This is a genomic window from Burkholderia sp. 22313 (genome assembly GCF_052045245.1).
Lineage (GTDB): Bacteria > Pseudomonadota > Gammaproteobacteria > Burkholderiales > Burkholderiaceae > Burkholderia.
The window spans coordinates 85,651-111,160 of record NZ_JBQEON010000015.1 but is presented as its reverse complement, the minus strand read 5'-3'; the positions used below and the strand labels follow the sequence as shown (position 1 = coordinate 111,160).

The 25,510-nt window shown below is 68.1% G+C and carries 25 protein-coding genes; 9 read left to right on the top strand and 16 right to left on the bottom strand.

Annotated elements, in window-relative coordinates; translation table 11 throughout:
- Positions 1-36 precede the first annotated feature (36 nt).
- A complete protein-coding gene (gene pxpA / locus ACTJKF_RS14860) occupies positions 37-801 on the top strand; it encodes a 5-oxoprolinase subunit PxpA (RefSeq protein WP_440624267.1) in 765 nt (254 codons plus the stop codon).
- Between the two features lie 559 nt (positions 802-1,360).
- Here pxpA and ACTJKF_RS14855 read toward each other — a convergent pair.
- From ACTJKF_RS14855 to ACTJKF_RS14810, 10 genes are all read right to left on the bottom strand, one after another.
- The gene (locus ACTJKF_RS14855) at positions 1,361-2,506 is read right to left on the bottom strand and encodes a TraB/GumN family protein (RefSeq protein ID WP_440624266.1); all 1,146 of its coding nucleotides are present in this window, start codon (positions 2,504-2,506) and stop codon (positions 1,361-1,363) included.
- Positions 2,499-3,509, bottom strand: coding sequence for a peptide ABC transporter ATP-binding protein (locus ACTJKF_RS14850; RefSeq protein ID WP_440624265.1), 1,011 nt, complete (start codon positions 3,507-3,509; stop codon positions 2,499-2,501). Before ACTJKF_RS14850 ends, ACTJKF_RS14855 begins: the two co-directional genes overlap by 8 nt.
- The gene (locus ACTJKF_RS14845; protein ID WP_440624264.1) at positions 3,506-4,507 is read right to left on the bottom strand and encodes an ABC transporter ATP-binding protein; all 1,002 of its coding nucleotides are present in this window, start codon (positions 4,505-4,507) and stop codon (positions 3,506-3,508) included. The genes ACTJKF_RS14850 and ACTJKF_RS14845 overlap by 4 nt, the downstream gene beginning before the upstream one ends.
- A 2-nt stretch (positions 4,508-4,509) precedes the next feature.
- Positions 4,510-5,427: an ABC transporter permease subunit gene (locus tag ACTJKF_RS14840; protein ID WP_440624263.1), complete on the bottom strand. Its 918-nt coding sequence runs from the start codon at positions 5,425-5,427 to the stop codon at positions 4,510-4,512.
- A 4-nt stretch (positions 5,428-5,431) separates the two neighbouring features.
- Positions 5,432-6,442 carry an ABC transporter permease subunit gene (locus ACTJKF_RS14835; RefSeq protein ID WP_440624262.1) on the bottom strand — a complete coding sequence of 337 codons (1,011 nt, stop codon included), beginning with the start codon at positions 6,440-6,442 and terminating at the stop codon, positions 5,432-5,434.
- A 115-nt stretch (positions 6,443-6,557) separates the two neighbouring features.
- A complete protein-coding gene (locus tag ACTJKF_RS14830) occupies positions 6,558-8,186 on the bottom strand; it encodes an ABC transporter substrate-binding protein (protein WP_440624261.1) in 1,629 nt (542 codons plus the stop codon).
- A 330-nt stretch (positions 8,187-8,516) separates the two neighbouring features.
- Complete coding sequence (locus ACTJKF_RS14825; RefSeq protein WP_440624260.1) at positions 8,517-9,824, bottom strand: MFS transporter; 1,308 nt, start codon at positions 9,822-9,824, stop codon at positions 8,517-8,519.
- 189 nt (positions 9,825-10,013) lie between these two features.
- The gene (locus ACTJKF_RS14820) at positions 10,014-10,325 is read right to left on the bottom strand and encodes a high-potential iron-sulfur protein (protein ID WP_440624259.1); all 312 of its coding nucleotides are present in this window, start codon (positions 10,323-10,325) and stop codon (positions 10,014-10,016) included.
- Positions 10,326-10,494: 169 nt separating this feature from the next.
- Entirely contained in the window at positions 10,495-11,604 is a 1,110-nt protein-coding gene (locus ACTJKF_RS14815; RefSeq protein ID WP_440624258.1) for an NAD(P)/FAD-dependent oxidoreductase, read from the bottom strand.
- 117 nt (positions 11,605-11,721) lie between these two features.
- Positions 11,722-12,702 (bottom strand): AAA family ATPase, encoded by a 981-nt coding sequence (locus ACTJKF_RS14810; protein WP_440624257.1) that lies wholly within the window; start codon positions 12,700-12,702, stop codon positions 11,722-11,724.
- Between the two features lie 228 nt (positions 12,703-12,930).
- Here ACTJKF_RS14810 and ACTJKF_RS14805 point away from each other — a divergent pair, with 228 nt between their 5' ends.
- The 8 genes from ACTJKF_RS14805 (at position 12,931) to ACTJKF_RS14770 (ending at position 21,103) form a co-directional block, all read left to right on the top strand.
- A complete protein-coding gene (locus ACTJKF_RS14805) occupies positions 12,931-13,659 on the top strand; it encodes a nitroreductase (RefSeq protein ID WP_440624256.1) in 729 nt (242 codons plus the stop codon).
- 146 nt (positions 13,660-13,805) lie between these two features.
- Positions 13,806-14,294 carry a hypothetical protein gene (locus ACTJKF_RS14800; protein ID WP_440624255.1) on the top strand — a complete coding sequence of 163 codons (489 nt, stop codon included), beginning with the start codon at positions 13,806-13,808 and terminating at the stop codon, positions 14,292-14,294.
- Positions 14,295-14,299: 5 nt separating this feature from the next.
- Positions 14,300-15,130, top strand: coding sequence for an endonuclease/exonuclease/phosphatase family protein (locus ACTJKF_RS14795; RefSeq protein ID WP_440624254.1), 831 nt, complete (start codon positions 14,300-14,302; stop codon positions 15,128-15,130).
- 327 nt (positions 15,131-15,457) lie between these two features.
- The gene (locus tag ACTJKF_RS14790; RefSeq protein ID WP_321819432.1) at positions 15,458-16,228 is read left to right on the top strand and encodes a ferredoxin--NADP reductase; all 771 of its coding nucleotides are present in this window, start codon (positions 15,458-15,460) and stop codon (positions 16,226-16,228) included.
- Between the two features lie 416 nt (positions 16,229-16,644).
- Entirely contained in the window at positions 16,645-17,457 is an 813-nt protein-coding gene (gene rqpS / locus ACTJKF_RS14785; RefSeq protein WP_440624253.1) for a quorum system sensor histidine kinase RqpS, read from the top strand.
- Positions 17,458-17,464: 7 nt separating this feature from the next.
- Entirely contained in the window at positions 17,465-18,121 is a 657-nt protein-coding gene (gene rqpR, locus ACTJKF_RS14780; RefSeq protein WP_440624252.1) for a response regulator transcription factor RqpR, read from the top strand.
- Positions 18,122-18,325: 204 nt separating this feature from the next.
- A complete protein-coding gene (locus ACTJKF_RS14775) occupies positions 18,326-19,726 on the top strand; it encodes an amino acid permease (protein ID WP_440624251.1) in 1,401 nt (466 codons plus the stop codon).
- A 351-nt stretch (positions 19,727-20,077) separates the two neighbouring features.
- Positions 20,078-21,103, top strand: coding sequence for an XdhC family protein (locus ACTJKF_RS14770; RefSeq protein WP_440624250.1), 1,026 nt, complete (start codon positions 20,078-20,080; stop codon positions 21,101-21,103).
- 134 nt (positions 21,104-21,237) lie between these two features.
- On the opposite strand, the gene ACTJKF_RS14765 is transcribed toward ACTJKF_RS14770, so the two are convergent.
- The 6 genes from ACTJKF_RS14765 to fliE all read right to left on the bottom strand — a co-directional run bounded on the left by ACTJKF_RS14765 (position 21,238) and on the right by fliE (position 25,383).
- Positions 21,238-21,972: a PepSY-associated TM helix domain-containing protein gene (locus ACTJKF_RS14765; RefSeq protein ID WP_440624249.1), complete on the bottom strand. Its 735-nt coding sequence runs from the start codon at positions 21,970-21,972 to the stop codon at positions 21,238-21,240.
- Positions 21,973-22,310: 338 nt separating this feature from the next.
- Positions 22,311-22,631, bottom strand: coding sequence for an EscU/YscU/HrcU family type III secretion system export apparatus switch protein (locus ACTJKF_RS14760; RefSeq protein WP_440624248.1), 321 nt, complete (start codon positions 22,629-22,631; stop codon positions 22,311-22,313).
- On the bottom strand, positions 22,628-23,980 hold the full coding sequence (gene fliK, locus ACTJKF_RS14755) for a flagellar hook-length control protein FliK (RefSeq protein WP_440624247.1): 1,353 nt from the start codon (positions 23,978-23,980) through the stop codon (positions 22,628-22,630). The genes ACTJKF_RS14760 and fliK overlap by 4 nt, the downstream gene beginning before the upstream one ends.
- Before the next feature lie 85 nt (positions 23,981-24,065).
- Positions 24,066-24,398, bottom strand: a complete 333-nt coding sequence (locus ACTJKF_RS14750; RefSeq protein WP_440624246.1) for a flagellar protein FliT — start codon at positions 24,396-24,398, stop codon at positions 24,066-24,068.
- Positions 24,395-24,829 carry a flagellar export chaperone FliS gene (fliS, locus tag ACTJKF_RS14745; RefSeq protein WP_440624245.1) on the bottom strand — a complete coding sequence of 145 codons (435 nt, stop codon included), beginning with the start codon at positions 24,827-24,829 and terminating at the stop codon, positions 24,395-24,397. The genes ACTJKF_RS14750 and fliS overlap by 4 nt, the downstream gene beginning before the upstream one ends.
- 209 nt (positions 24,830-25,038) lie before the next feature.
- Complete coding sequence (gene fliE / locus ACTJKF_RS14740; protein ID WP_440624244.1) at positions 25,039-25,383, bottom strand: flagellar hook-basal body complex protein FliE; 345 nt, start codon at positions 25,381-25,383, stop codon at positions 25,039-25,041.
- Positions 25,384-25,510: the final 127 nt, after the last annotated feature.

Here is a 25,510-nt window from a genome sequence, read left to right as displayed (position 1 = left end):
GAGGACGCGCCACGCCATCAGTGGACGAGGAACACCATGGAAATCGATCTGAATGCCGATCTCGGCGAAGGATGCGGATCGGACGAGGCGCTGCTCGACCTCGTCACGTCGGCGAACATCGCGTGCGGCTGGCATGCGGGCGGCGCCAACGCGATGCGCGACTGCGTGCGCTGGGCCGTGCAGAAAGGCGTGTCGATCGGCGCGCACCCGAGCTTTCACGATCCGGAGAATTTCGGCCGCAAGGAAATGCAGCTGCCGGCCGGCGATATCTACGCGGGCGTGCTGTACCAGCTCGGCGCGCTGTCGGCGATCGCCCAGGCCGAAGGCGGCCGCATCGCGCACGTGAAGCCGCACGGCGCACTGTACAACCAGGCCGCGCGCGATCCGCTGATCGCCGACGCGGTGGTGTCCGCGATCCACGACTTCGATCCGTCGCTGGCCGTGTTCGGGCTCGCGAACAGCGTGTTCGTCGCGGCCGCGCGGCACGCGGGGCTCGCCGCGGTGGAGGAAGTGTTCGCCGACCGCGGCTACCGCGCGGACGGCTCGCTCGTGCCGCGCAGCCAGCCCGGCGCGCTGATCGACGATGAGGAAGCGGTGCTCGCGCGTACGCTCGACATGGTGCGCGCACGGCAGGTGCGCGCGGTCAGCGGCGAGTGGGTGCCGCTCAATGCGCAGACCGTCTGCCTGCACGGCGACGGGCCGCATGCGCTCGCGTTCGCGAAGCGGATCCGCACGGCGCTCGAAGCGGCCGGCGTCGACGTCGTCGCGCCCGGTGCGCTGCAGGCCGACGAAGGCGCGTAACGCGTCTTCGCCTTGCGCCGCCGCGCGGGCCGAAAACCGCCGCACCAAAAGAAAAAAGCGCCCTCGTGGCGCTTTTCTGTTGGCGCAATCGCCGCGGACTTCGCCGTCTGTCGATTCGCCCCCCGAAACCGTCTGTCGACGGTGACCGGAAAGATGCTCCGGATTAAAAAACGTCCGCCGCCGCCCGCTTGCTGCTTCCCCCGGCCGGACGACGGAACGTCGCTTATTCGCAAGTCTGCCGCATGCATGTGTTGTACCGACGATGTTTGGCCCCGCCGTGCATGCAGACACCGCGGCCGGCACGATCATCACGTGCCGGCTACGCTAACCCCGCGCTTTGTTTTCTGCTACCCCGTAGAACTTTATCTATTCTTTTCATTTTTTCAACTTGTGGGATGAAGAATAGAGATTGGCCGAACGGGATGTCAATCGTTTTAAACGCTATTTCCTGAGGATTCGAGGGTTTTCCTGATCGCATCGCGCGGTCGCGCAGGCGGCTCGCCACGCGCGCGCGCCGTCGATCAAACAGGGGAGGATCGGTGCGTGCCGCCCGGCGCGATCAGTTCGCGTCGACCCGGTATCCTTGCTGGCGCAACAATTCGAGCACGCCGCGCTGGCCGCCCAGATGCAGCGCGCCGATCGCGACGAATACCGGCCGGTTCGGCGCGGCGATTGCCGTCATCCGTGCAACGAAGCGGCGGTTGCGCTCGTACAGGATCTTGTTGTCGATCGACGCCGACAACGCCTTCGAACGGGCCAGCCGCTCGCTCTTCGCGACCGCCCACGCGCAGATCGCATCGGCGTCGCCAATTTGCCACAGCCGGTGCAGCGTCTTGATGTCGTCGGCGTTCTGCGCCGGCGTCTGCACCATGTCCTGCGCGAGCATCTCGCGCTGCTCGGCGAGCGTCAGCCCGGTGAACGCGCGCATCTGCTCGGCGAGCGTCTCGAGCCCGATCACGCGGCCGCCCTTCTTCTTCAGGAACACGTTCTGCAGCTGCGCCTCGGTGCCGTATTCGGTCTGCAGGCCGGCCGACAGCGAGTCGTAGGTCTCGACGACCAGCGCCGCGAGCCACGGCCGCATCCGGCGGATCTCCGTGAGCGCGGCCGGGTTGCCGCGCAGCCGCGCGGCGAGACGCTGCCACAGCGGCTCGGGCAGCAGCCGCTGCAGGCACGGGTAGCGGCACACGCCGTACTTCGACACGTCGTCCTGCGATTCGAGCAGATCGTCCGGCGAGAGCTCGAGTGCGAGCGTCGGCGACGCGGCGAGCGCCGCGAGGATGCCCGGCCGGAACGGCTGCGCGGGCGGATAGTCGGACGGGTCGCCGGTGTGCAGCGTGCCGAGCACGTACAGCGTGACCTTGCCCCGGGTGGCGACGTAGAACGGCATGCGCGCGGGCTGCACGCGCACCGTGCCGCGCGCGACCGTGCCATTCGACGCGGACGGCGCGTGAAAGCCCGGCAGGTTCATGCCGGGCGGCGGGACCTGCGACGGACGGATCGGCGAGCTCGCCGGCGCGCGCCCTTCGGCCCGCGCGGCGTCGGCCGGGACCAGCACGCTGGCGGCCACGCACGCGCCGGCCAGCGCCGCGCCCGTGACCGTGCGCACGCTCCAGCGCCGTGCGTTGCGGCACGCGCGCATCACGCGCGCCGTGCCGACCCCCGAACGGCGCACGCCAGGCGCGCGCGCCGCCAAACCATCAGGCATCTCCCTCCCCGACCTCCTCGGCGCGATGGCAGGCCACGCGACGTCCGTCGACGTCGCGCAGCTGCGGTTCCTCGACGCGGCAGCGCTCGACCACGTACGGGCAGCGCTGGTGAAATGCGCAGCCCGACGGCGGATTGAGCGGCGACGGCAGCTCGCCCTGCAGCTTGATCTGCACGCGGCGGTCTTCCTCGAAGATCGCCGGCGTCGCCGACATCAGCGCGCGCGTGTACGGATGGCGCGGCCGTGCGTAGATCGTCGCCTTGTCGCCGNCGACGCTGCCGAAGTACATCACCATCACGTCGTCCGCGATGTGCTCGACCACCGACAGATTGTGCGAGATGAACACGTAGCTCGTCTTGAACTGTTCCTGCAGATCCATGAACAGGTTCAGGATCTGCGCCTGGATCGACACGTCGAGCGCGGACACCGGCTCGTCGGCGACGACGATCCGCGGATCGAGGATCATCGCGCGCGCGATCGCGACCCGCTGGCGCTGGCCGCCCGAGAACATGTGCGGATAGCGCTTCGCATGCTCCGGCCGCAGGCCGACCGTGCGCATGATCTGCGCGATGCGCGCCGCGCGCTCGGCGGCCGTCAGGTTCGCGTTGATCTCGAGCGGCTCGGACAGCGTCTGTTCGACGGTCTTGCGCGGGTTCAGCGACGCGAACGGGTTCTGGAACACCATCTGCACGCGGCGGCGCAGGTCGGCGACCGTCTCGCGGTTTGCGCCGGCGACGTTCTTGCCGTCGATCATCAGGCTGCCCGCGGTGGGCGTCTCGATCATCGTGAGCTGGCGCGCGAGCGTCGACTTCCCGCAGCCCGACTCGCCGACGACGGCGAGCGTCTTGCCGCGCCTGAGCGTGAACGACACGCCGTTCAGCGCCTTCACGGTGCCCTGCCCGAACATCCCGCGCTTGACCGTGTAGTGTTTCGCGAGCTGGTCGGCGACCAGCACGGCTTCCTCGTCGTGCGAAGCGGCACGCGTTTCGTGGACTGCATTCATCGTGCGCCTCCCGTCAGGTCGAGATTGGAAACATTGAGCGGCTTGATGCAGCGCGCGCGCATCGCATCGTTGGCCGGTACGAGCGTATCGAGCGCCGGGCGCGCCTTGCGGCAATCGTCGACGACGTACTTGCAGCGCGGCGCGAACAGGCACCCGGACGGACGATCATCGCGGCCGGGCACCATGCCGGGCAACGCGGCAAGACGACGCGCCCCCTGATTGTGCTCGGGAATCGCCGCGAGCAGCGCTTCGGTGTACGGATGATGCGGCGCACGGAAGATGTCCGGCACGCGATTGGTCTCGATGACCTCGCCCGCGTACATCACCGCGACGCGCTGCGCGACCTCCGACACCACGGCCAGGTCGTGCGAGATCAGCACGAGCGCCATCCCGCGCTCCTTCTGCAGCTTCACGAGCAGATCCATGATCTGCGCCTGGATCGTCACGTCGAGCGCGGTGGTCGGCTCGTCGGCGATCAGCAGCTTCGGGTTGCACGCCACCGCCATCGCGATCATCACGCGCTGGTTCATGCCGCCCGACATCTGGTGCGGGAACGACGTGATGCGGTTCTTCGCGTCGGGAATGCCGACCTGGTCGAGCAGCTCGAGCGCGCGCCGGTGCAGCGCGTCGCCGCGCAGCCCTTCGTGCAGCTTCAGCACTTCCTTGATCTGGTAGCCGACCGTGTAGCTCGGGTTCAGGCTCGTCAGCGCATCCTGGAACACCATCGCGATGTCCTTGCCGACGATCTTGCGGCGCGCCTTCGGCGACGCCTTCAGCAGGTCCACGCCGTTGAAGGTGACTTCGTCTGCCGTCACCTTGCCCGGTGCATCGATCAGGCCCATCAGCGCCATCATCGTCACGCTCTTGCCCGAGCCCGATTCGCCGACGACGCCCACCACCTCGCCCGGCGCGACCGACAGGTTGATCCGGTCGACCGCGGGCAGGCCGTTGAAGTTCACCGCGAGATTGCGGATGGTCAGAAGATCTTGGCTGCGCATGTTCATGCCATCCGCTTCAGTTTGGGATCGAGCGCGTCGCGCAGCCCGTCGCCGAGCAGGTTGATCGCGAGCACCGAAATCAGGATCGACAGGCCGGGCATCGTCACGATCCACCAGGCATTGTCGATGTAGTCGCGCGCGGACGCGAGCATCGCGCCCCACTCGGCGGTCGGCGGTTGCACGCCGAGGCCGAGGAAGCCGAGCGCCGCGGCATCGAGGATGGCCGACGAGAAGCCGAGCGTCGCCTGCACGATCAGCGGTGCCGTGCAGTTCGGCAGCACCTGCGAGAACATCAGGCGCAGCGTGCCGGCACCGGCCACGCGCGACGCCGTCACGTACTCCTTCTGCAGTTCGCCGAGCGCCGAGGCGCGCGTGAGACGCACATAGGCCGGCAGCGCGACGATCGCGATCGCGAACATCGTGTTGGTGAGGCCCGGGCCGATGATCGCGACGACCGCGACCGCGAGCAGCAGCGACGGCAGCGCGAGCAGCACGTCCATGATGCGCATCACGGGCGTGTCGGCCCACTTCTGGAAGAACGCGGCGACGAGCCCGAGCACGATGCCGGGGATCAGCGCGAGCACGACCGACACGAAGCCGATCCAGAACGACATCCGGGCGCCGAACATCAGGCGCGAAAGGATGTCGCGGCCCGCTTCGTCGGTGCCGAGGATGAACCTCCAGTTGCCGCCGTCGAGCCACGCGGGCGGGATCTTCACGGAGTCGCGGTATTGCTCGACCGGGCTGTGCGGCGCGATCAGCGGCGCGAAGAGCGCGACCAGGATCAGCACCAGCACGACGATGCCGGCGCCGACGGCGCCGCGGTTGCGCGAGAAGTTGGCCCAGAACTCGCGCAGCGCGAGCGCACGGCCGCCGGCCGGCGCGGATTCGCTCGGCAGGGTGTTTTGCAGATTGCTCATGAAATTACCTCGTGTGGCGGATGCGCGGATTCAGCACGCCGTACAGCAGGTCGACGACCAGGTTCACGACGATCACGAGCGTCGCGATCAACAGGATGCCGCCCTGGACGACCGGATAGTCGCGGCGGCCGATCGCATCGATCAGCCACTTGCCGACACCGGGCCACGAAAAGAGCGTCTCGGTCAGCACGGCGCCGGCCAGCAGCGTGCCGATCTGCAGGCCGATCACGGTGACGACCGGGATCAGCGCATTGCGCAGCGCATGCACGACGACCACGCGCACGGGCGACAGCCCCTTCGCGCGGGCGGTGCGGATGTAGTCCTCGCGCAGCACTTCGAGCATCGACGAGCGCGTCATCCGCGCGATCACCGCGAGCGGGATCGTGCCGAGCACGATCGCGGGCAGGATCAGGTGGCTGACCGCCGACTTGAACGAGCCTTCGTCCGGCGCGAGCAGCGCGTCGATCAGCATGAAGCCCGTCGGATGCGGAAAGTCGTATTCGACCGCGATACGGCCCGACACGGGCGTCCAGCCGAGGTAGGACGAAAACACCATGATGAGGATCAGCCCCCACCAGAAGATCGGCATCGAATAGCCGGTCAGCGCGGTGCCCATCACGCCGTGATCGACGACCGAGCCGCGCCGCAATGCGGCGATCACGCCGGCCGGCAGGCCGACGGCGAGCGCGAACACGAGCGCGCACAGCGACAGTTCGACGGTCGCCGGGAAGCGCGCGAAGAATTCGCCCGCGACGCTGGTGTTGGTGATGATCGACGTGCCGAGGTCGCCATGCAGCGCCCGGCCGATGTAGTGGATGTACTGCACGGGCAGCGGCTGGTCGAGCCCGAGGCGTTTCATCGCCTCCGCATGCATCGCGGGATCGACGCCGCGCTCGCCCATCATCACTTCGATGGGGTCGCCCGGTATCAGGTGAATCAGCGCAAACGCCAGGATGGTGATGCCGATGAAGGTCGGGATCACCATCCCCACGCGGCGCAACACGAAAGTGAACATGATGCGTCTCGTATTTTCTTGTGGGAAATGTGCGACCGGCGACGGGAAGCTTTTGGCCTCCCGCCGCCGGATGAATGGCCGGTCTCGGTCTTCGTAAAAGCTTATACGGGACGTATTACTTCACGCCGACACCGTCGAAGCGGGCATAGCCGAGCGGCTCGATGCGCATGTCGACCACGTTCTTGCGAACCGGCTGGTAGACCGTCGAGTTCGCAATCGGCGAGAACGGCAGCTGCTGCGCGAAGATCTGCTGAGCCTGCGTGTAGATCTTCGTGCGCGCGTCCTGGCCCGTCGTCGTGCGGCCCTTCTGGATCAGGTCGTCGAACGGCTTGTAGCACCAGTGCGAGAAGTTGTTGCCCTTGATCGCCTCGCAGCCGAGCAGCGTGCCGAGCCAGTTGTCGGGGTCGCCGTTGTCGCCCGTCCAGCCGATCAGCATCGTGTCCTGCTCGCCCGAGTGCGCACGCTTGATGTACTCGCCCCACTCGTACGTGACGATCTTCGCCTTCACGCCGATCTTCGCCCAGTCGGCCTGGATCATCTCGGCCATCAGGCGGGCGTTCGGGTTGTACGCGCGCTGCACCGGCATCGCCCACAGCGTGATGTCGAAGCCGTTCGGGAAGCCGGCCTTCGCGAGCAGCGCCTTCGCCTTCGCGGTGTCGTACGCCGGCATCTTCAGGTTCTTGTCGTACGACCACTGGGTCGGCGGCATCGGCGCGCTGGCGGCCTGGCCTGCGCCCTGATAGACGGATTCGAGAATCGCCTTCTTGTTGATCGCCATGTCGAGTGCCTGACGCACTTCGAGCTTGTCGACCGGCTTGTGCTCGACGTTGTACGCGAGGTAGCCGAGGTTGAAGCCCGGCTGCGACGGCATGTCGATGCCCGAGTCGGCCTTCAGCGTCGCGATGTCGGCCGGACGCGGATAGCTCATCACCTGGCATTCGTTGCGCTTGATCTTCTGCACGCGCACGCCCGGATCGGGCGTGATCGAGAAGATCAGCTTCGAGACCTTCACCGCGCCCTTCTTCCAGTAATCAGGATTGCCGTCGAAACGGATCGTCGCGTCCTTCGTGTAGCTGCGGAAAATGAACGGGCCCGTGCCGATCGGCTTCTGGTTGATGTCGGCGGCCTTGCCTGCCTTCATCAGCTGATCCGCGTATTCGGCCGACAGGATCGACGCGAATTCCATCGCCATGTTCTGGATGAACGGCGCATTCGGCTCGGCCAGCGTGAATTTCACGGTGTACGGATCGACCTTCTCGACCTTCGTGATCAGCTTGTCGAGGCCCATGTCGGTGAAGTACGGGAACGACACCGGGTAGGCCTTGCGGAACGGCTGGTTCGGGTCGAGCATGCGCTCGAACGAGAACACGACGTCGTCCGCGTTGAATTCGCGCGTCGGCTTGAAGAAGTCGGTCGTGTGGAACTTCACGCCGTGACGCAGGTGGAACGTATACACCTTGCCGTCGGACGAGACATCCCACTTCTCGGCGAGGCCCGGCTCGACCTTGGTGCCGCCGCGCTCGAATTCGACGAGACGGTTGTAGACGGTGAACGTGGCGGCGGTGAAATCGACGCCGGTCGTGAATTGCGCGGAATCGAAACCCGCCGGGCTGCCTTCTGAGCAGTAGACGAGCGTTTTGTTCGGGATCTGTGCGAATGCAGAGCCCGCGACGCCGAGCGATGCCGCTGCCACGCCTGCAATGGCGGTAACACGCAGGGTGTGCAACAGACGGTTGTATTCCATGTTTCCTCCAGGTCTCCAGATCGGAACCGGTCCCCCCCAGGGGCCGGGTACGCGGATATTACTTGAGCTAGCGATTCTGCAACAAGCTGGAGAAAAAACTCTTCTAGACGTGCTCACGCGGGTTTTTGCCGATGTCTCGCCCGCACGAAAAATGCCTTTGCGTGCGCAAGCGGCCGTTTCGACGATCCCGCGCGTGTTTCCTTCGACAACTAAACAATTCGCATGCGCATGCGAACGTGCGTCATTCGTGAAGTCCGCGTGAATACCCGGACCGCGCCGCATATCATTGCGTTTTCCGAAATAATGAAATGCCTGTCGTGGAACGCACCGTCAGGCCGGCGCATCGAGATCCGCGCTGCGCGCCGGCACGAATGCAACCGCGACGATCGACAGCGCGATCCCCGCCATCACGTAATAGGTCGGCGCGAGCGGCGTGCCCGTCGCCTTGATCAGCCACGTGACGATGAACTGCCCGAAGCCGCCGAACAGCATCACCGCGACGTTGTACGCGATCGACAACCCGGTCGAGCGCACGTTGGCCGGGAACAGCTCGGCGATCATCGCGCCGAACGGTCCGTAATAACCGGCGAGCGTCACCGACAGCACGGCCTGCACCGCGATCAGCCGCCCGATGCTCGGCGCCGCGTCGAGCCATGCGAACAGCGGATACATCAGCGCGAGCGTCAGCACGAGCGACCACAGCGACAACCCCTTGCGGCCGATGCGATCCGACCACGCGCCCGCGATCGGCGACAGCACCATCAGCAGCAGGTTGCCGACGATCACCGCGTAGAACGACTGCGCATACGGCAGCTTCAGCTGCTTCACCGCGAAGGTCGGCAGATAGCTGATCAGCACGTAGATCGTCACCGTCAGCGCGATCACCGAGCCGAGCCCGCACAGCACCTCGCGCGGATGGCGCGTGAACACTTCGCCGAGCGTCGCGCGGCGCGCGCTCTGCTGCGCGTGCAGGAACGCTTCGGAATCGGCGAGATGACGGCGGATATAGAACCCGATCGGGCCGATCACGAGCCCGAGGATGAACGGCACGCGCCAGCCCCAGCTGCGCAGCGCGTCGGGCGACAGCCCGCGCGTGACGGCCGCGCCGACCAGCGCGCCGATCAGCAGCGCGGCCGCCTGGCTCGCCATCTGCCAGCTGCCGTAGAAGCCGCGTTTCGAGAACGGCGCGGCTTCGATCAGGAGCGCGGTCGAGCTGCCGAATTCGCCGCCTGCCGAGAAGCCCTGCAACAGGCGGCCGAGCACGATCAGGAGCGGGCCGCCGATGCCGATCGCCGCATAGGGCGGCGCGATCGCGAGCAGGAAGATGCCGACCGTCATCAGCAGGATCACGAGCGACAGCGCGGCCTTGCGGCCCGCGCGGTCCGCGTACAACCCGAATACGATGCCGCCGATCGGGCGCATGAAGAACGCGACGCCGAACGTCGCGGTGGTCAGCAGCAGCGACGAATACTCACTGGATGTCGGGAAGAACAGCTCGGCGATCACGACCGTCATGAAGCCGAACACCGTGAAGTCGTACCACTCGAGCGCGTTGCCGATCACGGCCGCCGCCACCGCGCGCCGGTTCAGCGCACGCTCGGGCCGGATCGTCTTGGTTGAATTCGCAATCGTCGCCATGCGTGCCTCGTCCTCGTGAATACGCCGTGTCGGGCGGCGCGGCGCGCGGGGGTGCCGCGGCGCGCAGGTTTGCAGCGAGTGTAGAAAGCGACGGAACCGTTTTCAAGCATAAAAAACGCCTGCCATCGTCCGATGGCAGGCGTTTTGCGGTTTTCGCCACAATGCGGCATCGCACGATGCCGCCCGGACTCAACCCATCTTCGAGAAGGCGCTGCACCAGCCCTTCGCCGACACCTGCTTGCCGGGGAACGCGCCGCACGGGCCCGAGGCCGCGCCCTTCTTGCCCTGGAACAGCATGCAGGCCGCGCAATCCTGGCCCGCTGCATACTTCGGATACTTCGCCTTGTCGACCTTCGTGGCATCGGACTTGTAGCCGAGCGCCACTGCGGTCGGATCGGTCTCCGACAGCATCGGCGCATCGGCCAGCGCTTCGCGCGACAGCGCCAGCGCGGACACTGCACCGATGCTCGTAATCAGGAAACTCCGACGGGTTGCTTTCATGGGGACTCGCTCCAACGTTATTGGTTTGAAAGCTGTTCTGGCGACAGCCGTTCGACAGAATAACGCTCAAGCGAATGAATGTGCGCACCGAAATGCCGGAGATAAGGAATTTCACACGGCGCGTTGCGCGGGATGCCCACGGCCGGCCCGCACGGACGGGCCGCGTGCGTCACGCGTGCGACGTCATGTCGCCGACACGCTGCGCGAGCGCGAGCGACGCGGTCAGCCCCGGCGACTCGATGCCGAACAGGTTCACGAGCCCGCGCACGCCGTGTTGCGCCGCGCCCTGCACGATGAAGTCGGCCGGCGGCTCGCCGGGCCCCGCGAGTTTCGGGCGGATGCCCGCATAGGCCGGCTGCAGCGCATCGTCGGGCAGTTCCGGCCAGTACGCGCGAATCGACGCGTAGAACGCCTGCGCGCGCGCCGGATCGACTTCGTAACGCAGCGCATCGACCCATTCGACGTCCGGGCCGAAGCGCGCCTGTCCGGCCAGGTCGAGCGTCAGATGCACGCCGAGCCCGGCCCGGTCGGGCATCGGATAGACGAGGTGCGAGAACGGCGCGCGCCCGGACAGGCTGAAATAATTGCCGCGCGCGAGATAGAGCGGCGGCACCCAGCGCGGATCGAGGCCGCGCGTGCGGTGCGCGAGCGCCTGCGCGCCGAGGCCCGCGCTGTTGATCACGCACGCGGCCTCGATTTCGGCCGGCGCGTCGCCGCCGGTGCGCACGACGAAGCGGCCGCCGCGCAGCACGTCGATCGACTCGACCGGGGATTTCAGCGCGCACGTCGCACCGTTGCGCTCCGCGTCGCCGAGCAGCGCGAGCATCAGCTGATGGCTATCGACGATGCCGGTGCTCGGCGAGAACAGCGCCTCCACGCAATCGAGCGCGGGCTCGAGCGTCTGGGCCTCGGTGCGCGTGAGCGGCATCAGGTCGAGCACGCCGTTTTCCGCCGCGCGCGCGGCGATCGCCTTCAACGGCTTCACCTGCGCGGCGCTCGTCGCGACGAGCAGCTTGCCCGTGCGCCGGTGCGGCACGTGATGCGTGTCGCAGAATTCGTACAGCAGATCGCGCCCGCGCACGCACGACATCGCCTTCAGCGACCCGCGCGGGTAGTAGAGCCCGGCGTGAATCACCTCGCTGTTGCGCGAGCTCGTGCCGGTGCCGATCGCGTCGGCCGCCTCGAGCACGATCGTCTCGCGCCCGCGCGCGGCGAGTTCCCGTGCAATGGCCAGACCGACCACGCCCGCGCCGATCACCACACAATCCATCTGCTCCATGGCGTTTCGCGTCGCTCACGCGTCGAGGGGAGAGAAAGGAATTGTACGTCCCGGTTCGCCCGCTTGCCGAACACGTGTGTATCCGCATGTGTCTCCGTCGATACGCGCGCCGCCGGCTCAGAATCCGATCGGCCGGCGCTTGGCCGCGCCCTCGTCGGCGCGGATGTCGGCCGGTGCGATCACGTCGCGGCCGTCGAGGCGCGCGGCGCCGAACGCATGCAGCAGCGCGCGGCGCATCGTGCGCGGCGGCGTCGCCGCCAGCACGTCGAGCGCATCGTCGTCGAGCGTGTCCGGGAAGCGCCGCCCCCACGCGTGCGCCGTGCGGATCTCGCCGTAGATCGTCTGCGCGATCCGGCGCGCGCCGGCCGCATCCGGCGCCGCGATCTCGTACACGTTCATCCGGTTCAGCAGCGGCTCCGGAATCGCCTGCGCGTCGTTCGCGGTCGCGATCCAGATCACGTTGCCCGCATCGATCGGCACCTCGGCGAATTCGTCGACGAACGCGCGCGCGGTGTCGTGCTCGAGCAATGCGTACAGCGCGCCGAGCGGATCGTATTGCGCATCGCTGCCGGCCTTGTCGATCTCGTCGACCGCGATCACCGGGTTCGCATAGCTGCCGTTGACGAGCGCCTCGAACACCTTGCCGGGCTTCGCGTTCTTCCATTGCGACGACGCACCCGACAGGATCCAGCCGGCCGTCAGCGAACTCATCGGCACGTAGTGATACGCGGTGCCGAGCAGCTGCGCGAGCGCCTTCGCGAAATGCGTCTTGCCGATGCCGGGCGGCCCGAGCAGCAGGATCGGCATCAGTTCGAGCCGGTCGTCCGTCTCGAGGCACAGCGCGACCTGCTTGCGCACGTCGCCGAGCGGCTCGGTGAAATTGGGCAGCGCGTCGCCGAGTTCGTCGAACGACGGCATCCGGTTCGGCTTCACGCAAAAGCGCAGATTGCCGGTCTTGAGCATCCGCTCGTAGGTGGCGCGCAGTGCGTCGCTCGCGCTCTCGTTCAAGTCGTTCAGCGCCGTCTCGACCTGCTCGAGGTCATACACCGTGCTGAAGGACGCCACCGCCAGTTCCTGCTTCACCATCGCCGTCGTCATACCAACCTCGCTACCGCTGCCGTCACACACCCATCAGACCCTTACGATTTCAGTGTAGCGATCCCGCGTCGGCGTGCAAGCAAGCAGCCGCCCGGGTCTGCTGCTAACACCGCGCGCGCACTGCGGCGTCGTGCGGCGCGGCGTATGATCGATGATTCACCGGCCGCCGCGCCGGCCTCGCCGACGGCGCCCGCGCGGCGCCGCGCGCTTCGTTTCGAAGGGTTGCCGATGTCCGTCCCCGCTGCTGCCCCGCGCGTCGCCACCGATGCGGCCCGCACTGTCGACACCGTCGACGCCGCGCTCAAGTCGCGTCGCGCGATTCGCGCGTTCCTGCCGACGCCCGTGCCGCGCGACACGCTCGAGGCGATCCTCGAAGCCGCGAGCCGCGCGCCGTCGGGCACCAACATCCAGCCGTGGCGCGTGTACGTCGCGACCGGCGCCACGCGCGACGCGCTCGCCGCGGCACTCACGGCTGCCCACGACGATCCGGCGCGCGACGAGAAATACGTCGCCGAGTACGACTACTACCCGCGCGAATGGGTGTCGCCGTATATCGACCGGCGCCGCAAGGTCGGCTGGGACCTGTACGGGCTGTTGAACATCGGCCGCGACGAAAAGGCGCGCATGCACGCGCAGCACGCGCGCAACTTCCGCTTCTTCGATGCGCCGGTCGCGCTGTTCTTCACGCTCGATCGCATCATGACGCACGGCGCGTGGCTCGACTGCGGGATGTTCATGCAGGGCGTGATGACGGCCGCGCGCGCCCGCGGCCTCGACACCTGCCCGCAGGCCGCGTTCGTGCCGTTCCACCGGATCGTCGCCGGGCAGCTCGGCATCCCGGCGAACGAACAGCTCGTCTGCGGGATATCGCTCGGCCATGCCGATCCGGACGCGGTCGAAAACCGCCTCGTCACCGAGCGCGCGAGCGTCGCCGAGTTCGCGCGCTTCTTCGCTTGAAAACGCGTGTCGCGAACCCGCCTTTCGATCAGGACCGGATCGTGCTGCGAACCTGCCGCGACGCATCCTGTCAGACCACCGTCCAAATCGATCGGGCGTAAGATGTGCGTCCGTTCCCCGCTCCCCCGCGTTTCCGGAGAAGCTTCATGCTGAAACACGGCCTGGCCGTCCTGCTCGCGAGCGTCGCGCTCGCCGCCCATGCGCAGAGCCCCGCACCAGCCGTCGTCGCATGGGAGATCCAGGTCGTGCGCGACGGTCAGACGATCGACACGTTCCAGCAGCGCACCACCGTGGGTCAAACCCGCACCGACACCCATCGCTATCCGTCCGCCGTGCCCGTCGGCTGCGGCAATGCCGCGCGCGTCGTGCCGACCGAGCGCTCGCGCTCGGTGACGGTCGCGCCGCTCACCGTTGACGACGCCGCGCACACGGTATCGCTCGCGCTCGACGTGCAGGAAACGCTCGACGACGAAAACGCGACGCGCAGCGATCCCTGCCTGCCCGCGTCGCCGCGGCAGATCGTCGCGAGCCACCCGGGGCTGTCGGTCGGCAGCGATGCATGGACCGACTGGACCCTCGTGGAGCAACATCCGCATCTCGTCTACCGCGTGCGCGCGCACGTCGCGAAGGACTGAACACCATGTCCGCCGACGCCCTGTCCTTGCCGTTCGCCGAACCGCACGCCGCGCCCGACGAACTCACCGCGGTCAGCTGGAACCTGCACAAGGGCCGCTCGCCGCTCGGCTTCACCGCATGGAACGCGATGCGCAACTGGATGCAGTCCACGCACGCCGACGTGTATTTTCTGCAGGAAGCGATGGCGCGCCGCATGCCGCGCCCGCTGCTCGCACCCGGCTTCGGCGCGCCGATGGACGACGCGGTCGACGACGTGTGGCACTGCCAGGCCACCGAGATCGCGCAGGCGCTCGACTGGCAGATCGCGCTCGGGCCGAACGTGTTCAAGCCGTCGTGGCGGCACGGCAACGCGATCCTGTCGCCGCATCCGCTCGACCTCGGCGGCCGCTGGGACATCTCCGCGCACCGCTTCGAGCGGCGCGGGCTGCTGGTCGCGCGCGCGACGCTCGCCGGCGCGCGCCCCGTCACGCTGCTGTGCGCGCACCTCGCGCTCACGCGCGCGGCGCGGCTGCGCCAGATGCACTGGATCGCGCACTGGATCGTGCGCAACGCGGGCGACGGCCCGCTGATGCTCGCCGGCGACTTCAACGACTGGCGCAACGATTCGGTCGCGCTGTTCGGCGAGATCGGGCTGTCCGAAGTCGCGACGCTGCTCGGCCAGTCGGGCCGCACGTTCCCCGCGTTCTCGCCGGCGCTCGCGCTCGACAAGATGTTCGTCCGCGGGCTGACGCCGCTCGAATGGCAGGCACCGTCCGGCGAAACCGCGTGGCTGTCGGATCACCTGCCGTATATCGCGCGGCTGCGCCTGGATCCGGAACCACCCGCCGCGCAGTGAGCCGCCGACGCGCGGCTACCGGTGCGTGCGGCACCTGCCCGAGGCACCGTGCGCCGCCGCGCTCGCCGGACCCGGCGCGAAGCGCGGGCCCCCTGGCTGAAAGCCCGTTGAAATAATTCGTTGCGCCAAATCCGCGCAGCCGCGCGGGTCAAGCCCGCATCTGCCCCAAGCAGGGTAAAATAACGAGTTCCTCAAACGTCTGTCATCGAGAAGGCGCGTGTCCGACGCGCCGGCCGGCCGATCCGCGATCGGGTCGACGCACTCGGTTTTTTTGCCCGTTCTTGGGCCCGTTACACGCGTTCGCCACGCGCGTCCGTTTTCAAAGCCATGAGCAAATACGACACCGCCACCGTCCAATCCGTCCATCACTGGACCGACACGCTTTTCAGCTTCACCTGCACCCGTGAGCCGAGCCTGCGCTTCAACAACGGCGAATTCACGATGGTCGGCCTCGAGGTCGACGGCAAGCCGCTCGCGCGCGCCTACTCGATCGTCAGCCCGAACTACGAAGAGCACCTCGAATTCTTCAGCATCAAGGTCCAGAACGGCCCGCTGACGTCGCGCCTGCAGCACCTGAAGGTGGGCGACCCGGTGCTGATCGGCAAGAAGCCGACCGGCACGCTCGTCGCCGACAACCTGCTGCCCGGCAAGACGCTGTGGATGCTGTCGACCGGCACGGGCCTCGCGCCATTCATGTCGATCATCCGCGACCCGGACATCTACGAACGCTTCGACAAGGTCATCCTGACGCACACCTGCCGCCTGAAGGGCGAGCTCGCGTACATGGACTACATCAAGCACGACCTGCCGGGCCATGAATACCTCGGCGACATCATCAAGGAAAAGCTCGTCTACTACCCGACGGTCACCCGCGAAGCGTTCGACAACGAGGGCCGGATCACCGACCTGATCGCGACGGGCAAGCTGTTCACGGATCTCGGCGTGCCGGCGTTCTCGCCGGAAAACGACCGCGTGATGCTGTGCGGCAGCACCGCGATGCTGAAGGATACGACCGACCTGCTGAAGCAGGCCGGCCTGGTCGAAGGCAAGAACAGCGCACCGGGTCACTACGTGATCGAGCGCGCATTCGTGGACTGATCGATCCCCGAATTTGTGCCGCATCAAGAACCGGAGCAAAAAGCTCCGGTTTTTTTTCGTCCCGACTTGGCGAATTCGTAACAAACTGGGACCATCTCATCTCAAATAGTTACATTTGGATACGCGCTGGCCGCGTGCTTTCGTGTCGGTGTTTTTCCTACAACAGCTTCATTCCGATTATTCACATTTACCCTTAAATGGCTGCCCGACATGATCTTTTCAACATTTTTGAGATATTATTCGGCCCGCGCGGTTGCCGTTCGAATGGTCATTGAAGGGTCGGAATCAAACGTTACAAGATGTAACTTTTGTTACCTCGGCAAGGGGCGATTCTCTGGCGGCAGCCGTCGTCGAAACGGCAACCAAGCCAAGCAGCCAGCCGATGTCTGAACCGCTTTCTGACAGCAGGGAGAGTCATGGATACGTCGCTCAACGCGCCCCCGGGCGCCCACGCCCCGTTCCCGTCGCGGCAGCGCATGCACGACTGCGCCACCGCCACCTCCATGGCCGACGCCCTCCCCAAACGCGACGCACCCGCGGCCCGGATCGCGGCGCTGTCCACCCAGTTGGTCGTCGCCGACGAAGCGGCTCGCCGCCATCTGGCCGGCGAGCTGCATGACGGACTCGGCGCCGAACTGACCGCTGCACGATTCGCGCTCGCAAACGTTCAAACGTGGCTCCCGGCCGATGCACCGGACGGTTGCCTGCGTGCACTCGAGCTGGCGCAGCGGGCACTCGACGCCGCCACCGACGCGAATCGCCGGCTGATCGACGAGCGCGACACGCCGGCACTCGACAGCGGCGTGGTCGGTGCGCTGGCGGCATGGGTCGACAGCCATGCGGCGCGCACCGGGCTGCGCACGAGCTTCGTCTGCGCGGCCGATGCACGTCTCACGCAACTCGCCGGCGCCAGCGCACTCGCGATCTTCCGCGTCGCGCAGGAAGCGCTGTCGAACGTCGCGAAGCACGCGCGCGCGGCGTCCGTCGACGTGCGGATCGATGCGGACAGCACGCATCTATCGCTGCTCGTCACCGACGATGGGACCGGTTTCGCCCGCAGCCGGCGCGCCGGCTATGGCCTCGCCGGCATGCGCGCACGCTGCGAAGCGTTCGGCGGCAGCTTCGACGCGAGCGCGCCGGAATCGGGCCGCGGCACGCGCGTCACCGCGCGCTTCGCGTGGGACTCGCTGTTCGCGATGTCCGCCGCGCGCCGCGCGTCGCATTCCTGAGGTCGCCATGAGCCTGAACATCCTGCTCGTGGACGATCACGCGATCGTCCGGCAAGGGATCCGCCACCTGCTGATCGACCGTGGGGTCGCCCGCGACGTGACCGAGGCCGAGACCGGCAGCGACGCGGTGGCCGCCGTCGACCGCCAGGCCTTCGACGTGATCCTGCTCGACATCTCGCTGCCGGACACGAACGGCATCGAGGTGCTCAAGCGCATCAAGCGCAAGCTGCCGGGCATGCCGGTGCTGATGTTCTCGATGTACCGCGAGGACCAGTACGCGGTGCGCGCGCTGAAGGCCGGCGCGGCCGGTTACCTGTCGAAGACGGTGAATGCCGCGCAGATGATCGGCGCGATCCGGCAGGTCGCGGCCGGCCGCAAGTACGTGAGCCCGGCGATGGCCGAGGCGCTCGCCGAATACGTGTCGTTCGAGAACGAACCGCTGCCGCATGAGAAGCTGTCCGACCGCGAATACCAGACGCTCTGCATGCTCGCGTCGGGCAAGCGCCTCACCGACATCGCGAACACGCTGTCGCTGTCGGTGAAGACGGTCAGCGTGTACCGGTCGCGGCTGCTCGAGAAGATGCGGCTGTCGAACAACGCGGAACTGACGTTCTACGTGATGAGCAACCGGCTCGTCGACATGGCGCCGGCGTCGGGCGCCTGAGCCGCCGGGCTCCGCGGATTCGCGCGACGCCCTGCTCCACGCCGGCTCCCGGCCGCCGCACACCGCGCGCAAGCATTTGTTTTATCGGACGATTCCGGAGCGCACCGCTGCGTCGCAACGGGTTTTCCACGCCAAATCGGCTAAAATTCCGGGTTTTCACTCAATCAGCGCATTCGCGTTCCGCGCGCTGGAGACTCATCCGCAATGTCCCTCTTCCGCAAGAAAAACGTCGATCGCATGATCGCCGGCGCGCACAGCGCCGGGCTCAAGAAGGCGCTCGGCGCCATCGACCTCACCTTCCTCGGCATCGGCGCGATCATCGGCACCGGCATCTTCGTGCTGACCGGCACGGGCGCCGTGCAGGCCGGCCCGGCGCTGATGCTGTCGTTCGTGATCGCCGCGATCGCGTGCGGCCTCGCCGCGCTGTCGTATGCCGAGTTCGCGTCGACGATTCCGGTTGCGGGGTCGATCTACACGTATTCGTACGCGACGCTCGGCGAACTCGTCGCGTGGATCATCGGCTGGGACCTGATGCTCGAGTACGGCCTTGCGTCGTCGGCCGTGTCGGTCGGCTGGTCGGGCTACCTGCAGTCGCTGCTGCAGGGCTTCGGGCTCACGCTACCGACCATGCTGACGGCCGCGCCCAGCGCGGTTCCCGGCGTCACGACGCTGTTCAACCTGCCCGCGTTTCTCGTGATGCTCGTCATCACGACGCTGCTGTCGATCGGCATCCGCGAGTCGACCCGCATCAACAACGTCATGGTGTTCATCAAGGTGTCGGTGGTGCTGCTCGTGATCGCGGTCGGCGTGTTCCACGTGACGCCGGCGAACTGGAAGCCGTTCATGCCGCACGGCTGGAACGGCGTGTTCGGCGCGGCGGCCGTGATGTTCTTCGCGTTCATCGGCTTCGATGCGGTGTCGTCGGCGGCCGAGGAAGTGAAGAATCCGAAGCGCGACCTGCCGATCGGCATCATCGCGTCGCTCGCGGTGTGCGCGGTGCTGTACGTGACCGTCGCGGCGATCGCAACCGGCATCGTGCCGTCGGCCCAGTACGCGAACATCTCGCACCCGATCTCGTATGCGCTGCAGATCGCCGGCGAGAAATGGGTCGCGGGCTTCATCGACCTCGGCGCGGTGCTCGGCATGCTGACCGTGATCCTCGTGATGAGCTATGGCCAGACGCGGATCATCTTCGCGATGTCGCGCGACGGGCTGCTGCCGGCGCGGCTGTCGCACGTGCATCCGCGTTATGCGACGCCGTTCCTGACGACCTGGCTCGTCGGCCTGTTCTTCGGGCTGATCGCCGCGCTCGTGCCGCTCAACGTGCTCGCCGAGCTGATCAACATCGGCACGCTCGCCGCGTTCTCGATGGTCTCGATCGCGGTGCTGGTGCTGCGCCGCACGCACCCGGAACTGCCGCGCGCGTTCCGCTGCCCCGGCGTGCCGGTCGTGCCGATCCTCGCGGTCGGCTCGTGCCTGTTCCTGATGCTGAACCTGCAGCCCGTCACCTGGGCCGCGTTCGGCATCTGGCTCGCGATCGGCCTCGTGATCTACTTCCTGTATTCGCGACGCCACTCGAAGCTCGCCCGCGGCCACGCGGACTGACGACGCCCGGCGGCGGCGCATGCTGCGTCGCCCGGCTGCAACGGCGCACCCGCCTCGCGGGCGCGCCGTTTGCTTTTGGGGCGCGGGCCACCGGACCGACGCGCGGCCGGATTGCCGAACCGGGACGCGTTGCGCCGGGCCGCTGGCCGCTACCGAGCGAAACGAAGCCGAGCGGCCCTTGCGCATGCCGTCCCGCCCGGCCGGTCGCAGCGGTCGTCACGACTCGCCGACGGAGCCGCCCCTCCGGCTTCCCGCTTCCCGTCACCGCCCGGCCACGCGCCGGCGCTGGCGCCCGGCAAGCAAGGCCGCAACGGGCGGTTCATAATGCGCGCAATCAATGAGGTAACGACAATGGAAAGTGTGGATCTCGACGTGTTGAAGTCGAGCGCGCGCTGGCTCGAAGAAGGCCGCCGCGTGCTGCTCGTGACGGTCGTGAAGACGTGGGGTTCGTCGCCCCGGCCCGAGGGCGCGATGCTCGCGGTGCGCGAGGACGGGCTCGTGGTCGGCTCCGTGTCCGGCGGGTGCATCGAGGACGACCTGATCGCGCGCGTGCATGCAAGCGGCATCGCGGCCGACGCACGCCCGGAGGCCGTCAAGTACGGCGTGACGGCCGAGGAAGCGCACCGCTTCGGGCTGCCTTGCGGCGGCACGATCCAGCTCGTGCTGGAGCCGCTCACGCGCGACAGCGGGATCGCCGCGTTGTGCGCGGAAGTCGAAGCCGGCCGGCTCGTCACGCGCACGATGACGCTCGCGACCGGCCGCGCGTCGCTGTCGCCCGCGCAGGCGGCCGACGGGCTCGCGTTCGACGGCGAACGGCTCGTGACGATCCATGGGCCGCGCTACCGGATGCTCGTGATCGGCGCGGGGCAGTTGTCGCGCTATCTGTGCCAGATCGCGGTCGGGCTCGACTACCAGGTGACGGTCTGCGATCCGCGCGAGGAATACACGGATGCGTGGGACGTGCCGGGCACGCGCGTCGTGCACACGATGCCCGACGACACGGTGCTCGACATGAAGCTCGACGCGCGTTCGGCCGTGATCGCGCTCACGCATGATCCGAAGCTCGACGATCTGGCGCTGATGGAGGCACTGAAGACGCCCGCGTTCTACGTGGGCGCGCTCGGGTCGCGGCGCAACAATGCCGCGCGGCGCGAGCGGTTGCTCGAATTCGACCTGACCGACGCGGAACTCGCGCGGCTGCACGGGCCGGCCGGCATTTATATCGGCAGCCGCACGCCGCCGGAAATCGCGATCTCGATCCTCGCCGAAGTCACGGCCGCGAAGAACAACGTGTCGCTGCCGACGATCCTGCAGGTCGAGGGCGCAAAGGCCGCCCGCGAGATCGCGGCCAACAACGGCGCGACCTGCGGCCTCTGAGGCCGGCACGGCGGCGGCGCATCGCCACCACGCCACCGCGCCGTCGCGCCGGATGCATGCACCCGCGCACCTGCGCACCTGCGCACTTCGAACACCATGCGCCGGCGGCAAGCCGGCGCATTCCAGCCATTCCGTCAGGCGAGACCCGCGGCGAGCGCCACGGCGACCGAGCCGGCCACCAGTACCACGCCGACCGTGCGGCGCTTGTTCAGCTCCGTCCACAGCAGCACGCCCGTCAGCGACAACAGGATCAGCGAACCCGCGATCGTGTCCATCAGCAGCACCCAGCCAACACTCATCCCGACCCCGCGATGCAGGTTGTTCAGCGTCGTCAGGAACGTGTTGCCGGTGCGCTTCACCGACACGTAGCCGTTGCCGACCCAGTATTCGGCCTGCAGGTTCTGGTGCGGCCCGAACAGGCCCATCTGCCAGTGCTCGGGCTGCATCACGCGCTTGTCGCCCCAGGCCACCGGCTGCGCGGGCTCCTTGCGCAGGCGGCCCGGCCGGCCGTCGAAACGCAGTTCGTGCTGCAGCCACTTCGTCATCGCCGCGGGCGACTTGGGCACCGGGTCCGGCAATGCGATCTGCATCTGCTCGACCTGCGGTTCGCCGGTCGAAATCTTCAGCGGCGGTGCACGATGGTTGAGCAGCACCCCCGTCACGCCGAACAGCAATCCGAGCACCGCGCCCCATAGCCCGACCCAGCCGTGTACCTTGCGCAGCCATTTGATGAAGGTCGCGCGGCGCGACCGCTGACGGCGCGCCGCCAGTTCGGCGTCGCTCAACGGGCGTGCGGCCGGATGCAGCACGGTAACGCCCGCGGGGGGCATGCCCGCCTGCGGCGGGGCGATCGTTTCAGGCGCGTTCACGCGAAAGCTTCCATTCGTTCAAAGCAACGGGCGGCGCACGGAGGAACGTGCGCCGCCCAGGGGCATCATAAAATGAGAATGAATATCATTACACAAACGGCGCGACGACTCAATCCGGCCGAGCGTGGCGAGTGCGCGTGAAAATCCGGAGATGGCTGATGATGAACGCCGATTACGGATAAATTGCAGGCAGTAAAGAAGAGATGCCGACGAAATCGCCGCGAAAGGCCAGGACAGCCTTTCGCAAGAAACCGGATGCGCCGGATGCGCCGGATGCGCCGGATGCGCCGGATGCGCCGGATGCGCCGGACACGCCGGACACACCGCGTGCCGCGCGCTCAGCGGCGCAGCGGCGGCAGCGGAAAGCGCGGCGCGGTGTCGCCCGGCTCCGCCTCGGTGCGATCGAGCGCGTACAGCCACGCGAGCAGATCCGCGACGGCCTGGTAAAGCTGCGGCGGAATCCGGTCGTCGAGGTCGACCTGCATCAGCAGCGACACCATCTCCGGCGCGGTGTGCACGTACAACCCCGCCTCGCGCGCACGGGCGACGATCATCTCGGCAAGCAGGCCGTACCCCTTCGCGACTACCCGCGGCGCGGTATCGCCGCCTTTCGGATCGTAGACGAGCGCGGCCGCCCGCTTGCGGGACATCGTGCTCATCGCGGCGCCTCGTCATCGGCGTCCGACGTGCCGCCGGCCGCGCTGCGCGCATATGCGGCGGCCGCCGCCTGCGCGACGAGCGGATCGAAGCCGTCCGGCTCGTCGCCGACCGCACGGATCGACAGTCCGCCCAGTGTCAGGCCCGACCCCTCGAACCGCTGCCGCAGCGCCGCCTCGTTCCGCGTGAGCCGGTCGGCGCCGGCCGAATTCGCCCGCAGCCGCGCGACAAGCTGCGCGCCGTTCAATACCAGTTCCGCGTCGACCGTGCCGAGCGACGGCAGCGTCAGCGTCAGCCGCGTGCGCCACGCGATGCCGTCGCCCGCCTCGTCGCCGCTGCGCGCCGCGCGGCCGCCCGGGTCGTCGGGTTCGATCGTCCAGTCGAGCCGCGCACCGGGCCATGCTTCGCCCGTCCAGCGGAACTGGTCGGTTGCGAGCGCATCGAGTTGTTGCCGGACGATCGGCACGGCGGCCGGATGCACGGGAGCCGCTGCCTGCGCCTGCGGATCGGCCGATGCGGCGGCCAGCTCGGCGCGCGCGGGCGTCCAGCGCGCGTCGCCGTGATCGCCGAGCGGGTCTGCCGGCGCGGCCATGCCCGACGCAGCGCCTGGTCGGGCGGCCGTCGGCACGTTCTGCGCGAGCTCGTGCGAAACCGCACCGCCCGACGCTGGCGCACCCGGCTGCGCGGCGGTTCGCGCCGCTGCCGGCAACGGCAGGCGCTGCGCGAGCAGCGCGTCGAGTACATCGGGCGCATCGTGCCGCGCGGCATCCCCGGCGGCCGGCACCGGCACGGCCGCGAGCCGCGCCTGCGGTTCGCGCATCAGCGCGGCGAGCGGGCGCTGGCCGGCCAGCCACTGTGCGAGGTGGGATTCGTAGAAGAGACCGCTTTCGCCGACGGCCTGCGCCAGCGCCGCGCGCAGCGTCGCGACGGGTGGCGCGGCGGCCGCCGCCCGCGCGGCCGCCACGTCGGACGCCGGTGACGGAGTGGAAGAAGCCGCGGCAGACGCGGCCGAATCGGACGCCGGCTGGCCATCCGGTGGCACGGCCGCCGCGCTCAGCAACACGGCAGGATCGGCCAGCAGCGGCGCGCGCCCGGCGATCACGGGTATCGCGACACCACCCGAGCGCGCAATCGCGTCGAGCACGAGTGCGACATCGGACAGCGCGGTCTGCGCGGACGCCGGCGGCGCGGCCGGCGGTGCGCCGGTCGACGGCGGCGACGAAGCGCCGGTGCCCGGCGTGCCGACCTGTGCGGTCGCGCCGCCGCCGGCTGGCGCCGTCACGGTGCCGGTCAGCAGGCTGTCGAGACGGCTCGCCAGCAGGGCAGCCGCAACGGAGTCGATACCGGTCATGATCGGAGCCTGCTCACCTCAGCCACTTCGTTGCGAATCCGGGCACACGGCAACCGCCGCCCCGGCAAACGGGCACTGGCGGGCACTAGCCGCGCGCACGGTAGAGATCGGTCAGGACCTGGGTCGAACGCCGCGCCTCGAACAGCGCGGACAGCCGCGCGACTTCCGGGCTCGCGAGATCGCGGATCGCGGCGTCGTCGGCGAGGATGCGGCGAATCAGCGCGAGCTTGCGGCCGAGGTCCGACTCGTCGAGCGCGACACCCGGAGCGGCCTCCTTCAGCCCGTCGACGAGCCGCAGGAATTCGGCCTGCAACTCCGGCAGCGCGGTCCAGTCGGCGCCGCGCGCGGCGCACAGCATGCGCCCCGACACGGCTACCAGCGCCTCGTAGCGAGCGAAGTATTCAGCCTTGAGATTCATCGTGCCGCGTCCGCCGCGTGTTGCGCGGCCATCCGCGCGACTTCGGGGCCGATGCCCGTCCAGGCTTCCTCGAGCGTGGCGAGCAGCCCGTCGACCTCGACCAGCATCGCGTCGCTCGCTTTCGCGTTCGCTTCGAGCAGGCGCCGGCCGATGTACCCGTACAGCGCGTCGAGGCGCGCGGCGATCTCACCGCCCGCGTCGCGGTTCAGCGATGCCTGCAGGCCGCTCTCGACGATCCCGATCGCCTTGCCGATCGCCTCGCCGCGCGCGGGCACGTTGCCCTGCTGCAAATGCAGGCGCGCGAGCGCAATGGCCTGCCGCGCGCCCTGGTACAGCATCGCGATCAGCCGGTGCGGGGACGCGCCCATCACCCCCGTCTCGACGCCGACACGCGCGTACGCACTGGCTCCAGCGTGTCCTGGGGAAAACATGCACTTCTCCTTGTGATGCGTTGGCTATGCGGTGGCCGCGGCCCTGCATGGCATGACGCGGCCTTCTTCCGGAGTTATCGGAATGGAATTGAAAAGCTTTAGGCGCACGGGCCGCCAGCCTGGCCGGCAGGCCGCGGCCGGGGTGACGGCCCGCCGATGCCCGTCGCCGGGTGGCCGTCCCCGGAGGCCCGTCCCCGGAGGCCGTCCCGTCACACCGACATCTGCATGATGTCGTTGTATGCGCTCACCAGCTTGTTGCGGACCTGGAGCCCGAACTGGAAGCCGATATTGGCCTTCTGCATGTCGACCATCACGTCGTTCAGCGACACGTTCGCGGCCCCGACCTCGAACGCCTTTGCCTCGCCGAGCGCGTGCTGCTGGTCGCCGCTGATCTTGTCGAGCGACGCCTTCATCGCGCTCGCGAACGTGCCGGCCGTCGCGGCACCCGAGCCGGCCAGCGCCGCCGCCGGGCTCGCGACGCCGCCGGACGCCTGCGCGGCCATCGCCTGCATCTGTTGCAACACCGAACCGATTCCGCTGACGTTGGCAGTCATGCTGTCCCCAGACCTGAGAGAAGAGACCCGGGCGCACCGGGCGTTTCCGCCGGCGCCGCACCATGCGCACCATGCCGGATTGCGAAAAAGGATAGCAGCGCGCCACGCGCCAAAGCCGTGAAAGTAC

Excerpts from the sequence above, each read along its gene's own strand:
- pxpA (WP_440624267.1), top strand. The coding sequence starts at position 37 with ATGGAAATCGATCTGAATGCCGATCTCGGCGAAGGATGCGGATCGGAC.
- ACTJKF_RS14855 (WP_440624266.1), bottom strand. The coding sequence starts at position 2,506 with ATGCCTGATGGTTTGGCGGCGCGCGCGCCTGGCGTGCGCCGTTCGGGG.
- ACTJKF_RS14845 (WP_440624264.1), bottom strand. The coding sequence starts at position 4,507 with ATGCGCAGCCAAGATCTTCTGACCATCCGCAATCTCGCGGTGAACTTC.
- ACTJKF_RS14840 (WP_440624263.1), bottom strand. The coding sequence starts at position 5,427 with ATGAGCAATCTGCAAAACACCCTGCCGAGCGAATCCGCGCCGGCCGGC.
- ACTJKF_RS14835 (WP_440624262.1), bottom strand. The coding sequence starts at position 6,442 with ATGTTCACTTTCGTGTTGCGCCGCGTGGGGATGGTGATCCCGACCTTC.
- ACTJKF_RS14830 (WP_440624261.1), bottom strand. The coding sequence starts at position 8,186 with ATGGAATACAACCGTCTGTTGCACACCCTGCGTGTTACCGCCATTGCA.
- ACTJKF_RS14825 (WP_440624260.1), bottom strand. The coding sequence starts at position 9,824 with ATGGCGACGATTGCGAATTCAACCAAGACGATCCGGCCCGAGCGTGCG.
- ACTJKF_RS14820 (WP_440624259.1), bottom strand. The coding sequence starts at position 10,325 with ATGAAAGCAACCCGTCGGAGTTTCCTGATTACGAGCATCGGTGCAGTG.
- ACTJKF_RS14815 (WP_440624258.1), bottom strand. The coding sequence starts at position 11,604 with ATGGAGCAGATGGATTGTGTGGTGATCGGCGCGGGCGTGGTCGGTCTG.
- ACTJKF_RS14810 (WP_440624257.1), bottom strand. The coding sequence starts at position 12,702 with ATGACGACGGCGATGGTGAAGCAGGAACTGGCGGTGGCGTCCTTCAGC.
- ACTJKF_RS14805 (WP_440624256.1), top strand. The coding sequence starts at position 12,931 with ATGTCCGTCCCCGCTGCTGCCCCGCGCGTCGCCACCGATGCGGCCCGC.
- ACTJKF_RS14800 (WP_440624255.1), top strand. The coding sequence starts at position 13,806 with ATGCTGAAACACGGCCTGGCCGTCCTGCTCGCGAGCGTCGCGCTCGCC.
- ACTJKF_RS14795 (WP_440624254.1), top strand. The coding sequence starts at position 14,300 with ATGTCCGCCGACGCCCTGTCCTTGCCGTTCGCCGAACCGCACGCCGCG.
- ACTJKF_RS14790 (WP_321819432.1), top strand. The coding sequence starts at position 15,458 with ATGAGCAAATACGACACCGCCACCGTCCAATCCGTCCATCACTGGACC.
- rqpS (WP_440624253.1), top strand. The coding sequence starts at position 16,645 with ATGGATACGTCGCTCAACGCGCCCCCGGGCGCCCACGCCCCGTTCCCG.
- rqpR (WP_440624252.1), top strand. The coding sequence starts at position 17,465 with ATGAGCCTGAACATCCTGCTCGTGGACGATCACGCGATCGTCCGGCAA.
- ACTJKF_RS14775 (WP_440624251.1), top strand. The coding sequence starts at position 18,326 with ATGTCCCTCTTCCGCAAGAAAAACGTCGATCGCATGATCGCCGGCGCG.
- ACTJKF_RS14770 (WP_440624250.1), top strand. The coding sequence starts at position 20,078 with ATGGAAAGTGTGGATCTCGACGTGTTGAAGTCGAGCGCGCGCTGGCTC.
- ACTJKF_RS14760 (WP_440624248.1), bottom strand. The coding sequence starts at position 22,631 with ATGAGCACGATGTCCCGCAAGCGGGCGGCCGCGCTCGTCTACGATCCG.
- fliK (WP_440624247.1), bottom strand. The coding sequence starts at position 23,980 with ATGACCGGTATCGACTCCGTTGCGGCTGCCCTGCTGGCGAGCCGTCTC.
- ACTJKF_RS14750 (WP_440624246.1), bottom strand. The coding sequence starts at position 24,398 with ATGAATCTCAAGGCTGAATACTTCGCTCGCTACGAGGCGCTGGTAGCC.
- fliS (WP_440624245.1), bottom strand. The coding sequence starts at position 24,829 with ATGTTTTCCCCAGGACACGCTGGAGCCAGTGCGTACGCGCGTGTCGGC.
- fliE (WP_440624244.1), bottom strand. The coding sequence starts at position 25,383 with ATGACTGCCAACGTCAGCGGAATCGGTTCGGTGTTGCAACAGATGCAG.